This window comes from Promicromonospora sp. NPDC050262, from assembly GCF_040655935.1.
GTDB lineage: Bacteria > Actinomycetota > Actinomycetes > Actinomycetales > Cellulomonadaceae > Promicromonospora.
The window spans coordinates 414,555-427,583 of sequence record NZ_JBFAKX010000001.1 but is presented as its reverse complement, the minus strand read 5'-3'; the positions used below and the strand labels follow the sequence as shown (position 1 = coordinate 427,583).

The following is a 13,029-nucleotide window of genomic DNA, read 5'->3' as shown; positions in this document are numbered from 1 at the left end:
CGTCTGACACGTCGGGGGTTTCAGTCGCGGCCGACGGCGAACGTCTCCATCGCCATCAGCGGTCGCACCTCGCGCTCCAGGGCGCCGGGCGCGACGTAGCGGCGCATCGCGTCGTCGGCCAGCTCGTTGCCGAGCGCGGCCATGATCATGCCCTGGTCCAGGGACAGGTAGCGCTGGGAGACCTGGCCGCTGCGCACGGCGACGGCATCGTAGAAGCCGCCCGGGCCGTAGGCGTCGAAGTCGGTGGCGATGTTCCGCAGGTTGGTCATCGCCTCCCGCGGCGCGTACCGCAGGGCGAGGAACGAGGCGTGCGGGGTCACCACGCCGTCGCCGTACGCCGTGGGCTCCGGCGAGCCCTCGCGGCAGCCCTCGTACGGCTGGTCGACCGTCGTGCGCTCCTGGTCGGAGGTGTAGCCCGGCCCGTCCAGCCCGAGCTGGTCCACACCGTACTCGCGGTACCCGCCGGCCGGGTTGTTCGACGGCGAGAAGCCCCAGTACCCGTAGTCCGCCTCGCGCAGGCCGTGCTCGATCTGCCCCTGCACGTACAGGGGGTGGTTGCGGCCCCACGACCGCGGACCCCACTTCTCCTCGGGCACGAACAGCGGCACCATGAGCGCCTCGAACATGCTGCCGCCCCAGGTCGGGACCACCCGCATGCCCCGGTAGGGCAGTGCCCCCTCGAAGACCGGCACCCCCAGGTACTCGGCCCACCCGCCGACCGGCCGGGTCTCGGTCCACGACCAGTCGCACGTGTCGGGGAACGTCCGGTAGGTGCCGAAGTAGTGCTCCGCCGGGATCTGCCCCTCGGCGATGCCCAGGTAGGACGCGATCCGCGGCTCGGTGTTGAACGCGCCGTAGTGGTGGCCCGTGTACCAGACGTCGGCGCCCATCTCGCAGTAGTCGCCGGCCACCGGCGCGGTCTCCTGCGGGTCGACGTCCCAGAACCCGCCCCGGATCTGGTTCTGCGCCGCGTCGTAGTAGCAGCCGAAGTCCATGGCCTCGCGGACGGCGTCCGCCTCGTCGGCCAGCGACGGCTCCGCGCGGCTCGTCAGCAGCAGGCCCGTGGCGAGCCAGCCGTTGTCCACGCTCGACAGGAACGGCTTGATCGGGTCGCCGCTCGTGGGGAACGTCAGGAGCTTGGCGCCCGTGGCTGGGTCGTACCAGTTGTAGAACATGCCGCTGGGCTCGTGCTTCTCCAGCCCGGCCACGGTGTGCAGCGTGGTGGCCAGGCGCTCGCGGGCCTCCGTGCGCCCGATCAGGCCCGTGTCGCGGGCCACGACGGTGCTCCAGAGGTACGCGCCGATGTTGGTCGGCGAGGTGTAGCCGCCCCGGCTGGCCGGGTCCAGGTCGCCGCCGATGTTGTCGTCGGGCAGGCCCGTCTCCTCGTCGACCAGCGCCTCGAACGAGCGCCAGGTGTCGGCGGCCCAGGTGCGGAGCTGGCGGCGGTCCTGGGCGGTGCCCGCGGCCTCGGCCTCGGCCGGGGCCGCGCCCCGGTCCGGCGCCGCGCCGGTGGCGCTCACCGGGAGGGCGGTGAGCGCCAGCGCGGCGACGGCGGCGGTGGCGACCGCTGTCCGAATTCTCCTCATGGTGTGTCTCCTTCTACGTCGTCGTAGTCGTGACAGTTCGGGGCAGTGCTGTGCGGTCCAGCGGTCCAGCGGTCCAGTGGTGCATCTGTCCGGCGGTGCCGGACGGGTCAGGCGGGCAGCTCTCCGGTGCGCGCGACCTTGCCGAGCCACGCGAGGCTCGGCTTGGGCGTGCGCTCGAAGGTGGTGCGGTCCACGGCGATCAGCCCGAACGTGGGCCGGAAGCCGCTCATCCACTCGTAGTTGTCGAGCAGCGACCAGTGCAGGTAGCCGTCCACCCGGCAGCCCGCGGACATCGCGCGGGCCATGCCCTGCAGGGCGCCGGTCGTGTAATCGATGCGGCGGGCGTCGTCGGCCGTGGCCATGCCGTTCTCGGTGACGATCATCGGCACGCCGCCGGTGAACTTGTGGGTGTACTCCAGCGCCTCCCCGAGCGCCTGCGGGTAGTACTCCCAGCCGGTCAGCGTCTTCTCGACGTCGTCGCCGAAGGGGATGGGCTCGCCGTCCGCCCCGATGATGGTGCGCAGGTAGCTCTGCACGCCCACGAAGTCGTCGCCGCGCGCGACCTCCAGGAAGAAGTCCTCGCGCGGATAGGCGTAGGCGTCGCGGGCCTCCTCGGCGCCGGGTGCCGCCTGGAACACCTGGTTCGCGATGGTCCAGCCGGCCTTGACGTGCCCCAGCCCGTGCAGGATGTCGACGGCGCGCCGGTGAGCGGTGGCCTGGATCTCGGAGGCGGCCTGGTCCGGGGCGGCGAGCCCGGCGGCGTCCAGGTTGGTGCGCCGGCTCGCGCCGAGCATCATCGAGGTGATGTTGGGCTCGTTGATGGTCACCACGTGGCGGACGTCGCCCAGGATCTGGCTGGCCGTCTCGACGTAGCGGCTGAACAGGTCGACGGCGTCGGGCGCGAACCAGCCGCCGCGCTCGGCGAACCACCGCGGGAGCGTGAAGTGCAGGAGCGTCACCATCGGCGTCACGCCCGCCTCCAGGCAGGTGTCGATCATCCGCCGGTAGTGGTCGAGCTGCGCCCGCGAGAACTCGCCCTCGGCCGGCTCGATCCGCGCCCACTCGATCGAGAAGCGGTAGGCGTTCAGGCCGGCGTCGGCCAGCAGCCGGATGTCCTCCGGGTAGCGGTGGTAGCTGTCGACGGCGTCGCCGGAGCTCTCCGCGCACAGCGACCCGGCGACGTGCTCCTTGGCCCACCAGTCGCTGTTGGTGTTGCCGCCCTCGATCTGGTGCGCGGCGGTCGAGGCGCCCCACAGGAACTCGGGTGCGGTGGGCAGCGTGATCTGTTCGGTCACGGAAGAAACTCCTCGGGTGGTGCGGCTGGCGTGGTGGGGCTGGGCGGTGCGGCTACTTGAGCCCGGTGGTCGAGATGCCCTGCACGATGTGGCGCTGCAGGGCCAGGAAGACGATGAGGATGGGCAGCACGATGACGGTCGCGCCCGCCACCAGCAGGCCGTACTGCACGGTGTTCTGGCCCGTGGAGTACAGGGCGAGCGCCACGGGCAGCGTGTACTTGTCGGCCGACTGGACGGCGACCAGGGGCCACAGGAAGTTGTTCCAGGACCCGAGGAACGTCAGGATGCCGAGCGTCGCCAGCGCGGGCTTCGTCTGCGGCAGCACGACGGCGAAGAACGTCCGGAACTCGCCGGCGCCGTCGACGCGGGCGGCGTCGAGCAGCTCGTCCGGGATGTCGAGCATGAACTGCCGCATCAGGAACACGCCGAACGGCGCGGCGAGGAACGGCAGGATCAGCGCCGCGTAGGTGTTGATCAGATCCAGGTTGGCCACGAGCACGAACAGCGGCACGAACGTGACCATGCCGGGGACCATCAGCGTGCCCATGATCAGCAGGAACAGGGCGCGGCGGCCGGGGAAGTCGAGCTTGGCCAGGGCGTAGCCGACCATGGCGCTGAACAGCACCGACCCGGCGGTGACGACCAGCGCCACGACCACCGAGTTGGCGAAGAACCGCGGGAAGTCGAGCGTCGCGAACAGCTCGGTGTAGTTGTCCCACGTGGGCTGCTCGGGGAACAGGGTCGGCGGGAACTGCCGGATCTCACCCTCGGGCTTGACCGAGGAGACGATCATCCACACGAGCGGCCCGAACGAGGCCGCGAGGCCCAGCAGGAGCACGACGTTGAGGAGGATCGCGCGCGGCGTGAAGCGGCGGGTGGCGGGCCGGCTGGGGGCGGAGGGGCGCGGGGCGGTGCGGCGCGTGCCGGACCGCTCGGACAGGACCGTCATCACTTCTCCGTCCTGAGCAGGCGGAACTGGAGGTAGGACAGGATCACGATGGCGACGAACAGCACGTAGCTCATCGCGGCCGACAGGCCGTAGTTTCCGAACCCGAACTGGTTGAAGACCTCGTAGGCCACCGAGTTGGTGGCCCCGAGCGGCCCGCCCTGCGTCATGACGAACGGCTCCTCGAAGAACTGCAGGTAGCCGATGCCGGTGATGACGGCGCAGAACAGCAGGGTGGGCCGCAGCAGCGGCACCGTGATGGACCGGAACTGCCGCACGGCGCCCGCGCCGTCGATGGCCGAGGCCTCGTACAGGTCGCGCGGGATGCCCTGCAGCCCGGCCAGCAGGATCACCATGGAGTACCCGACGTTGCGCCAGGTCGCCATCATGATCAGCGACGGCATGGCCCAGACCTCGTCGGTGAGCCAGCGCGGCCCGTCGATCCCGATCAGGCCGAGGGCCGAGTTCACGAGCCCGAAGTCGGGCTGCAGGAGGAACCGCCACACCACCGCCACCGCGACGATCGACGTCACGACCGGGGCGTAGAAGCCCACGCGGAACACGGACCGGAACCAGACCAGGCCCGAGTTCAGCAGGACCGCCAGCAGCAGCGCCACCCCGAGCGTGAGCGGCATGGCCACCCCGACGAAGTAGAGCGTGTTGCCGGCGGCCTGCTGGAACTTCGGGTCGGCCAGCGCGGCCGCGAAGTTGTCGAACCCCACGAAGTTCACGGCCCAGGGCGTCCGGAGGTCCGCGCCGTGCATGTCGGTGAACGCCATGTACAGCGAGGACGCCACCGGGACCAGCATGAACACGGCGAACAGGATCGTGAACGGCAGCGCGAAGCCCCAGGCGGCGAGGCCCGTGCGGCGGCGGCGTGCGGAGATGGCCACGGGTCAGTCCAGGCCCGTCCCGATCGAGGTGGCCGCTTCCTGCATCTTGGCGGCGGCTTCCTCCGGGGTCAGGTCGCCCGCGATGGTCTGCTCGATGATGAGGTCGAGCTCGTGCTCGATCTCCGACCAGGTGGGGATCGCGGGGGTGGAGCGCGCGGTCTCCAGCACGCCCTGGTACATGGCCACGGCTTCGTCGTCGGCCAGCGCGGGGTCCTCCCACGAGGCCTGGACGGCCGGCAGGTCGTTCGAGATGCCGAACCAGTCGACCTGGGTGGCCGGGTCGGTGGCGAACTGCACGAACTTCCAGGCGGAGTCGGGGTTCGCGGCGTCCGCGAGGACGGCGAGGTTGGAGCCGCCGATGAACGACGCCGTCGCCTCGTCGGCGGGCAGCGGCACCACGCCGAACTTGTCGGCGAAGTCGTCACCCGCGGTGGTCAGCAGGTTGGCGCGCTCCCACGGGCCCGAGACGAACGAGCCGAGCTTGCCGTCGATGAAGTTCTGCACCTTCTCCTCCTCGACGAGCACCGGCGGGGCGAGCCCGTCGCGCATGAACGAGGAGTAGTACTCCAGCGCCTTGACCTGGGCGTCGTTGTCGAGCGTGAACTCGCCGGCGTCGTCCAGGATCTCGCCGCCCGCCTGCCAGTAGAACGGGAAGTACATCAGCGCGGTCGAGTTGCCGCGCGTCTGCAGCGCGATGCCGTGCTCGGCCCCGGCGTCCTGCAGCCCGGCCGCGAAGTCGGTGAGGCCCGCCCAGTCCGCGGGCGCCTCGACACCGGCCTCCTCGGCGAGGTCGGTGCGGTAGTACAGCACGCGCGACTCGACGTACCACGGCACGCCGTACGAGGTGCCGTCGACCTCGGTGGTCTCCCAGGCGCCCGGGAAGAACGCCGAGGAGTCGATGTCCTCGGGCGTGGGCGCCAGGCCGTCCAGGCCCACGAAGCCGCTCATCAGGGTGGTGCCGACCTGCATGACGTCGGGCACCTCGCCGGTGGCGATGGCGGTGTTGATCTTCTCGGTGGACGACTCCCACGGCACCGGCGTCACGTTCACGGTGACGTCCGGGTTGTCGGCCTCGAACTGCTCGGCGAGCTCGGGCAGCAGCTCACCCTCCGTGCCCATCGCCCAGACCTCGACGGTGCCCGTCGCGGGACCCTCCGAGATGCTGCTGGCGCTGTCTGCCGTGGTGCCGGCCTCGTCGCTGCGTCCGCACCCGGTCAGGGCGAGGGCCAGCGTGAGGGTCGACGCCGTCGCCGCTGCGGCGAGGCGAGGTGTCCTGTTCACGATCACTCCTTTGTTGACCTGCTTCCGAAATTTCGAAGCCGAATCTCGGAAAGACCCCGGGAGGTTAGACGGACCGCCGGATGGTGTCAACCGACCTCCAGCCTTCGACCGCTTGGTTTGCAGGGGCACGCGCCGGGATGGGCTACCATCCTGATTTCGGAAACGCTTGCTTCACCGATGTCCGACGGAGGACCCATGGCAACCGACCAGCCGCACATCCCGCTCGCCGTCGTGGCGGCCGAGGCGGGCGTCTCGGTCCCGACGGTCTCCAAGGTCCTCAACGCCCGGCCCGACGTGTCCGGCAAGACCCGGGCCCGCGTCACCGAGGCGCTGGCGCGGCACGGCTACGAGGTGCGCCCGCCGCAGGCCAAGCCCACCGGCATGATCGACGTCCGCATCGTCGACTTCGAGGGGACGTGGTCCGAGGCCGTGGTCCGCGGCGCCGTCGCCGGCGCCCGCCGGTTCGGGCTCGACGTGGTCCTGGCGGTCGAGCCCGACCCCGACGACTGCAGCGCCTGGGTGCGGCACGCGCTGGAACGCGGGACGGACGGCCTGGTCAGCATCGTCGCGGTGCCCGACGCCGAGGCGCGGCGCGCCCTGGAGCAGACCGGCACGCCGCTCGTCGTCGTCGACCCGCGGCAGCGCCCGCCGGAGGGCATGCTCAGCGTGGGCGCCACCAACTTCCAGGGCGGGCTGGAGGCGACGGCGCACCTGCTGTCCCTCGGCCACACGCGTATCGCCACCATCACCGGCGCGCTGGAGCAGGACAACGCCATCGCGCGGCTCGCGGGCTATCGCGCCGCCATGATCCGGGCGGGTCTGACCACCGACGACGACCTCGTCCACGTGGGCGCGTACGGCGTGACCTCCGGGTACGAGGGCGCGCAGCGGCTCCTGGGCCTGGACGACCCGCCCACCGCGATCTTCGCGAGCAGCGACGACACGGCGCTCGGGGCGCTGCGGGCCCTGCGCGAGGCCGGGCTCGTCGTGCCGCGCGACGTCTCGCTCGTGGGCTTCGACGACCTGCCCATCGCGCCATGGATCGACCCCGCGCTCACCACGGTGCGCCAGCCGCTCGCCGAGATGGGCGCCACCGCCGTCGACCTGGTGTACCGCGCCCGCACCGCGAGCGGGCACACCCTGCGCACCGAGCTCGCGACCAGCCTCGTGGTGCGGAGCTCCACCGCGGCGCCGGTTCGTTAGGCCGGCGGTTCTTCTGGCAGCGGCGCGGCGCGGTCAGCGCGGCGCCACGCGCTCGTTCGGGGCGAGGGTCAGGTCCGTGCGGGTGCCGTCGGGCAGGGTGAGGGTCCCGGCGACGGGCCGGCCGGACACCCCGGTCACCGCCGCCACCTCGCCCGACGGCGCCAGCTCGACCCGCCAGCCCACCGGGAAGGCGAGCCACGGCGAGCCGTCGCGGGTCACCGCGACCCGGTCGCCCGCGACGGTCTGTGCCCAGACGCCGGAGCGCGTGGGCCGCTCGTAGGTCAGCGACTCCACGCCCGGCCACCGGCCCGGGTCGGCGGCGGACAGGCCGGTGCACAGCACGCCGCCGTCGGGCAGCTCCAGGACGCCGAAGAACCGTTCGACCGCGTCCAGGAAGAACAGCGCGGCGGGGGAGTAGCCCGACCCGTACCCGGCGTCGCCGGTCCACGGGTCGAGGGTCTGGGGGAACCGGTCGGCCCGCAGCAGGGCGTCGAACGCCCCGCGCAGCGCCCGGGCCAGCTCGGCGGTGCGTCCGTGCGCCTCGAACGCGCGCGGGGCCCGCAGCAGCGCGAGGAAGTTCACGGGCCCGCCCCACGAGTTGCGCGTCGCGTCGCGGTCGAACCGGGGGTCGTCCAGGGCCACGGAGGTGAACCCGGCCGGTGCCAGGAACCCGCGGGTGCTCAGCAGGTGCCGGCGGAGCAGCCGGTCGAAGAGCGCGTCGTCGCCCACCCCGCACGCCAGGACCCGCAGCAGCACGTCCGTGCGGATCCGCACCGGCTCGCCCGTTGCGTCCCGGTCGTACCAGGTCTCGTCGCCGGCGTGCCACAGGCGGTCCAGCGCCGCGAGGCTGTCCGACGCCGCGGCCCGCCACGGGCGCGGGTCCTCGCCCAGCTCCTCGGCGGCCCGGGCGAGATGGACGCGGCGGGCGTAGGCCTCGGCGGTCAGGTCGGGGGCGACGAACGGGAGCAGGGGGTGCGCCGCGTCGAAGCGCGCGGGGTCGCCGTCCGGGCAGGTGTCGGGGACGTGCCAGAACCGGGGCGAGGCGTCGTGCCCGGTGTCGTAGGTGCAGAACGCCTCGACGCCGCCGGTGCCGCGGGTGTCCCGGTGCTCGGCGACCCAGGCGTCGTCCGCGGCCAGGGCCGCGTACATCTCACGCAGGTAGTCGGTGTCGCGGCCCTCGTCGTCGCGGCCTCCGTCGGCCCGGCCTCGGTCGTCCCGGCCCGAGCGCAGGTACTGCTCCCACACGCTCCTGGCCAGCGGTGTGACGCGCTGGATCTGCGCGTGTGCGGGCCCGTCGTCCGTCACCTTGTAGGGCAGCAGGCCGTCGTCACGCGCCCCGCGGGCGAGCAGCAGGTGGGTGTCGCGGGCGACGCCGGGCGCGAACCGGCCCAGGACCTCGGTGCTGATGCTGCCCGTGCTCTCCAGCCAGCAGCCCGGGTAGGGGCCGCCCTCGGTGAGGGCCGCGGTGAGGGGCTCGGTGAGGGGCTCGGTGGGCGCGCCGCCGTCCGCCCCGGCGGGAGAGCCGGGCAGCGGGCGGACGCACGCGGCGACGTCGGTCAGCGCCGCGTGCCACGTGGCGGCGAGCGCCGCGGCGCGCTCGCCGCCGGTGACGCGCAGAGACGTACCGGCGGCGAGCCGTTCGGGGGTCAGGGGCACCGGGCTACTCGAGTGCCGCCGACATGTCCGCGGTCCACGCCTCGGCCGCCTCCTGCGGTGTCATGGTGCCGAAGAGCACCTCGGAGTCGTACAGGATCGTGGTGTCGTTGAGGATCGAGCCGCCCTCCGGCTGCGGGGGAGCGGGCTCGGCCGTCTCGCCGATCTCCTGCACGTACGCGCCGGACTCCGCGTCCTTGGGCGAGAGGTCGCCCTCGATGGCGGAGAACACCTCGGTGTTGAACGGCAGGCCGCGGTCGGCCAGGATCTTGCTGCCCGCCTCCGGGCTGTTGACCAGGTAGTCCACGAGCAGGGCCGAGGCCTCCGGGTGCTCCGACTGAGACGAGACGGCCCAGTACTGCGAGGGCAGCACGGTGACGCCGGGGTGCTCGAACTCCTGCTCGCCGGGGATCTTCAGCAGCACCAGGTCGTCGCCGGACGCGTCCGCGTAGGTGCCCAGCAGGTTGGAGTAGACGAAGCCCATCGCGGCCTTGCCGGTGCCCATCAGCGTGAGCTCGGGGGACTGGCCCTGGAACTCCGTGGTGACCTCGGCGGACGGCTGCGCGCCCGACTCGACGAGGCCCAGCTCCAGGTCCCAGAAGTCCACGAGGGTGTCGGTGTCCACGGCGAGCTGTCCGTCCCAGTCGTAGATGCCCGTGCCGCGCTGCCCGGCGTAGCTGCCGAGGATGTCGGTCACCTGCATCTCGAACCCGTAGGTGTCGTCGTCGGGGTGCTCGTCCGAGATCTCGGCGGCCAGGTCGGCGAACTCGTCCCAGGTCCACGTCTCGTCGTCCGGCAGCTCGACGCCGGCCTCCTCGAAGATCCGGGGGTTGGCGAGCAGGCCGATCGCGTTGCCGCCGGTCGGGGCCCCGTAGACGGCGTCCTCGTACGTGGCGCCGGACAGGGCGGCCTCGTTGAAGGCCGACATGTCGAGCTGCTCGCCCAGGGTGCCCAGGTCCACGAGCGCGCCCTTGGCCCCGTACTCCAGCGGGTAGGCGCCGCCGAGGGCCATGACGTCGGGCGCGTCGCTCGCGGCGGTGGAGGTGGCGATCTTGTCGAAGTACGACTCGAAGTCGCTGGGCTCGGTCTCGACGGTGATGTTGGGGTGCTCGGTCATGAAGTCGGCCACGACGTCGTCGGTGGTCGCGTTCCGGTCCGCCTCGCCCCACCAGCTCAGCCGGAGCGTGACCTCCTCGTCGGGGTCGTACTCGCCGCCCCCGCCTCCGCCGGCTCCGGCCGGGTCGACGGCGCAGCCGGCCGTCAGGAGGGTGAGCGTCGCACCGGCGGCGACCAGCGCCGTCGTCGTGCGCCTGGAACCTGCACGTGCTTTTCGCATCCCTGCGCCTCGCTTCATTGCGATCGGGTCCGTGATGGTGGGCGTCAACGTATGCGGGGCTATTGAATCGTGTCAACGATCTGTGCTTCACTTCCCGCAATCGTTATCCAGAACGGTTTCGAAGGCGGGCTCCCAAGGACGGGGGAACGTCGAGGACGAGGAGGTCCTGCGTGAGCAGCATCGGTGAGCTGCGCACCCTGGCGCGTGGACGGCGCCGTCCGGCACCCGGGCCGGACGGGACCGCCGCCCGGAAGATCCGCTACCCCGACGCGAAGGCGGGCTACGCCTTCCTGACCCCCTGGCTGATCGGTCTGGTGACGTTCACCGTGGGCCCGATCCTGGCCTCGGCGTACCTGTCGCTGACCGACTACAACCTGCTCCAGCCCGCCCAGTTCATCGGGCTGGAGAACTACGCGGACATGCTCGGCGACCGCCGGCTGTGGGCCTCCCTGCGGGTCACGGTGGTCTACGTGGTGGTGTCCGTGCCGCTCCAGCTCGCGCTGGCGCTCGCGATCGCCCTGCTGCTGGACCGCGGCATGCGGGGGCTGGCGTTCTACCGGTCCGTCTTCTACCTGCCCTCCCTGCTGGGCGGGTCGGTCGCCGTCGCCATCCTGTGGCGCCAGGTGTTCGGCACGGACGGGCTGGTGAACTGGGTGCTGGCACTGGTGGGCATCGACGGCCCGGGCTGGATCTCCAACCCGTCCACCGCGCTGAGCACGATCATCGTGCTGCACATCTGGACCTTCGGGTCACCGATGGTGATCTTCCTGGCAGGCCTCCGGCAGATCCCGGCCGTGTACCACGAGGCCGCGCAGGTCGACGGCGCCTCGCCCGGCCGGCGGTTCGTGTCCATCACGCTGCCGCTGCTCAGCCCCATCATCTTCTTCAACCTGGTGCTCCAGGTGATCTTCGCGTTCCAGACCTTCACGCAGGCGTTCATCGTCTCGGGCGGCACCGGCGGGCCGAGCGACTCGACGCTCTTCTTCACGCTGTACCTGTACCGCGAGGGCTTCGGGAACCTGAACATGGGCTACGCGAGCGCGATGGCGTGGTTCCTGCTCACCATCATCTGCGCCTTCACGGCGTTCAACTTCTGGCTGTCGAGGTTCTGGGTGTTCTATGACGACTGAGACGACCGACCCCGCCCTTGTCTCCCGGTCGGCGCCTGCGCGGGTGCCCGCGCCGCGGCCACCGGTGCTGCGCCGCCAGGTCCGCAGCGTGCTCAAGCACGCCGGGCTGCTGGTGCTCTCGCTGCTGATGGTCTACCCGCTGATCTGGCTGGTGGTCGCGTCGCTGCGGCCCGACGACGAGATCTTCCGCGACCTCTCGATCCTCCTGACCGACCCGACCGCCGAGAACTACGCCTCCGGCTGGGACGCCCACCGGTACTCGTTCACCCGGTACTTCCTGAACTCCGCGGTGCTCTCGGTCGGGGCGATCCTCGGCAACCTGATCTCCTGCTCGCTGGCGGCCTACGCGTTCGCGCGCCTGCGGTTCCCGCTGCGCACCCTGTGGTTCGCGGTGATGCTGGCGACGATCATGCTGCCCGTCCACGTGGTGATCGTGCCGCAGTACGTGATCTTCGCCCAGCTCGGCTGGATCAACACGTTCCTGCCGCTCGTGGTGCCCAAGTTCCTGGCCACCGACGCGTTCTTCGTCTTCCTGATGGTCCAGTTCATCCGCGGCATCCCGCGCGAGCTGGACGACGCCGCCCGGCTGGACGGCGCCGGCCACCTGCGGATCTTCGGGCAGATCATCCTGCCGCTGATGGTCCCGGCGCTGGCGACCACCACGATCTTCACGTTCATCTGGACGTGGTCGGACTTCTTCGGGCCGCTGATCTACCTGACGTCGCAGGAGAACTGGACGGTGTCGCTCGCGCTGCGCGCGTTCCTCGACGCGACGTCGGAGTCGAACTTCGGCGGCATGTTCGCGATGTCGGTGCTGTCGCTGGTGCCGCTTTTCCTCGCGTTCCTGCTTGGACAGCGCTACCTGGTCAAGGGGATCGCGACGACGGGGATCAAGTAGGGGAGCGGCGTTCGGGCCGGAGGCCGGGCCGGTCAGCGCTTGGGCCGGCGCGGCTTCTCGACCTCCGGCAGGGGCAGGCCGCCCGGGCCCTCCTCCGCCGTCGGGATCGCGGGCTCGCCGCGGGCCGCGCGCTCCTTGGCGCTGGCCGCGTACGCGTCCACGTACTCCTGACCGGACAGGGCCAGGATCGCGTACTCGATCTCGTCGGCGACGGCGCGCAGCACGAACTTGTCGCTCTCCATCCCCTTGTACCGGCTGAAGTCGAGGGGTTCGCCGATCACGGCGCCCAGCGGCATGAACGTGGGGATGGTCCGGCCCACCGGCTGGGCGACGTCGGTGTCGACCATGGCGACGGGGATGACCGGGGCACCCGACTCGAGCGCCATCCGGGCCACGCCCGTCTTCGCCTTGTAGAGGCGGCCGTCGGGGCTGCGGGTGCCCTCGGGGTAGATGCCGAACAGGCTGCCCTCGCGCAGCACGCGCAGTCCGGTGCGCAGCGCGGCCTCGCTGGCGGCGCCGCCGGAGCGGTCCACGGGGATGACGCCGATGCCGGTCATGAACCAGGCCACGATCTTGCCCTTGAGGCCCTTGCCCGTGAAGTAGTCGGACTTGCCGAGGAAGGTCACGCGGCGCGAGATCAGGAGCGGCAGGATGAACGAGTCGATCACCGCCAGGTGGTTGCTGGCCACGATCGCGGCGCCGGTCCGGGGCACGTTCTTGCCGCCGACGACCCACGGCTGGTACGCGAGGCGCAGCAGCGGGCCGACCAGCACGTTCCTCATCACCCAGTAGAACAAGATTCCTCCTC

Annotated in this window: 11 protein-coding genes; 3 read left to right on the top strand and 8 right to left on the bottom strand. The window is 71.4% G+C overall.

The window, feature by feature from the left end; translation table 11 throughout:
• Positions 1–20: 20 nt before the first annotated feature.
• From AB0I29_RS01855 to AB0I29_RS01835, 5 genes are all read right to left on the bottom strand, one after another.
• Positions 21–1,586, bottom strand: a complete 1,566-nt coding sequence (locus AB0I29_RS01855; RefSeq protein WP_357477339.1) for a glucoamylase family protein — start codon at positions 1,584–1,586, stop codon at positions 21–23.
• Positions 1,587–1,693: 107 nt separating this feature from the next.
• Entirely contained in the window at positions 1,694–2,881 is a 1,188-nt protein-coding gene (locus tag AB0I29_RS01850; protein ID WP_357477336.1) for a family 1 glycosylhydrolase, read from the bottom strand.
• 52 nt (positions 2,882–2,933) lie between these two features.
• Positions 2,934–3,830 carry a carbohydrate ABC transporter permease gene (locus AB0I29_RS01845; RefSeq protein ID WP_357477333.1) on the bottom strand — a complete coding sequence of 299 codons (897 nt, stop codon included), beginning with the start codon at positions 3,828–3,830 and terminating at the stop codon, positions 2,934–2,936.
• Positions 3,830–4,720 carry a sugar ABC transporter permease gene (locus AB0I29_RS01840; protein ID WP_357477330.1) on the bottom strand — a complete coding sequence of 297 codons (891 nt, stop codon included), beginning with the start codon at positions 4,718–4,720 and terminating at the stop codon, positions 3,830–3,832. Before AB0I29_RS01840 ends, AB0I29_RS01845 begins: the two co-directional genes overlap by 1 nt.
• A gap of 3 nt (positions 4,721–4,723) precedes the next feature.
• Complete coding sequence (locus AB0I29_RS01835) at positions 4,724–6,001, bottom strand: extracellular solute-binding protein (RefSeq protein WP_285104360.1); 1,278 nt, start codon at positions 5,999–6,001, stop codon at positions 4,724–4,726.
• Between the two features lie 195 nt (positions 6,002–6,196).
• Between AB0I29_RS01835 and AB0I29_RS01830 the strand changes: the two genes are divergently transcribed.
• A complete protein-coding gene (locus AB0I29_RS01830) occupies positions 6,197–7,204 on the top strand; it encodes a LacI family DNA-binding transcriptional regulator (RefSeq protein ID WP_285104362.1) in 1,008 nt (335 codons plus the stop codon).
• A gap of 33 nt (positions 7,205–7,237) precedes the next feature.
• Here the strand turns inward: AB0I29_RS01830 and AB0I29_RS01825 are convergent, their stop codons facing one another.
• Together AB0I29_RS01825 and AB0I29_RS01820 are read right to left on the bottom strand one after the other, a co-directional pair.
• Entirely contained in the window at positions 7,238–8,860 is a 1,623-nt protein-coding gene (locus AB0I29_RS01825) for a hypothetical protein (protein ID WP_357477324.1), read from the bottom strand.
• A gap of 4 nt (positions 8,861–8,864) precedes the next feature.
• The gene (locus AB0I29_RS01820) at positions 8,865–10,193 is read right to left on the bottom strand and encodes an extracellular solute-binding protein (protein ID WP_285104365.1); all 1,329 of its coding nucleotides are present in this window, start codon (positions 10,191–10,193) and stop codon (positions 8,865–8,867) included.
• Between the two features lie 170 nt (positions 10,194–10,363).
• Here AB0I29_RS01820 and AB0I29_RS01815 point away from each other — a divergent pair, with 170 nt between their 5' ends.
• Entirely contained in the window at positions 10,364–11,323 is a 960-nt protein-coding gene (locus AB0I29_RS01815) for a sugar ABC transporter permease (protein WP_285104366.1), read from the top strand.
• Entirely contained in the window at positions 11,313–12,221 is a 909-nt protein-coding gene (locus AB0I29_RS01810) for a carbohydrate ABC transporter permease (protein ID WP_285104368.1), read from the top strand. The genes AB0I29_RS01815 and AB0I29_RS01810 overlap by 11 nt, the downstream gene beginning before the upstream one ends.
• 32 nt (positions 12,222–12,253) lie before the next feature.
• On the opposite strand, the gene AB0I29_RS01805 is transcribed toward AB0I29_RS01810, so the two are convergent.
• Positions 12,254–13,018, bottom strand: coding sequence for a lysophospholipid acyltransferase family protein (locus AB0I29_RS01805; protein WP_285104371.1), 765 nt, complete (start codon positions 13,016–13,018; stop codon positions 12,254–12,256).
• Positions 13,019–13,029 lie beyond the last annotated feature (11 nt).

What these genes read in the sequence shown, in the direction of transcription:
- AB0I29_RS01810 (WP_285104368.1), top strand. Translation starts at nt 11,313, where the DNA reads ATGACGACTGAGACGACCGACCCCGCCCTTGTCTCCCGGTCGGCGCCT.
- AB0I29_RS01820 (WP_285104365.1), bottom strand. Translation starts at nt 10,193, where the DNA reads ATGCGAAAAGCACGTGCAGGTTCCAGGCGCACGACGACGGCGCTGGTC.
- AB0I29_RS01830 (WP_285104362.1), top strand. Translation starts at nt 6,197, where the DNA reads ATGGCAACCGACCAGCCGCACATCCCGCTCGCCGTCGTGGCGGCCGAG.
- AB0I29_RS01845 (WP_357477333.1), bottom strand. Translation starts at nt 3,830, where the DNA reads ATGACGGTCCTGTCCGAGCGGTCCGGCACGCGCCGCACCGCCCCGCGC.
- AB0I29_RS01855 (WP_357477339.1), bottom strand. Translation starts at nt 1,586, where the DNA reads ATGAGGAGAATTCGGACAGCGGTCGCCACCGCCGCCGTCGCCGCGCTG.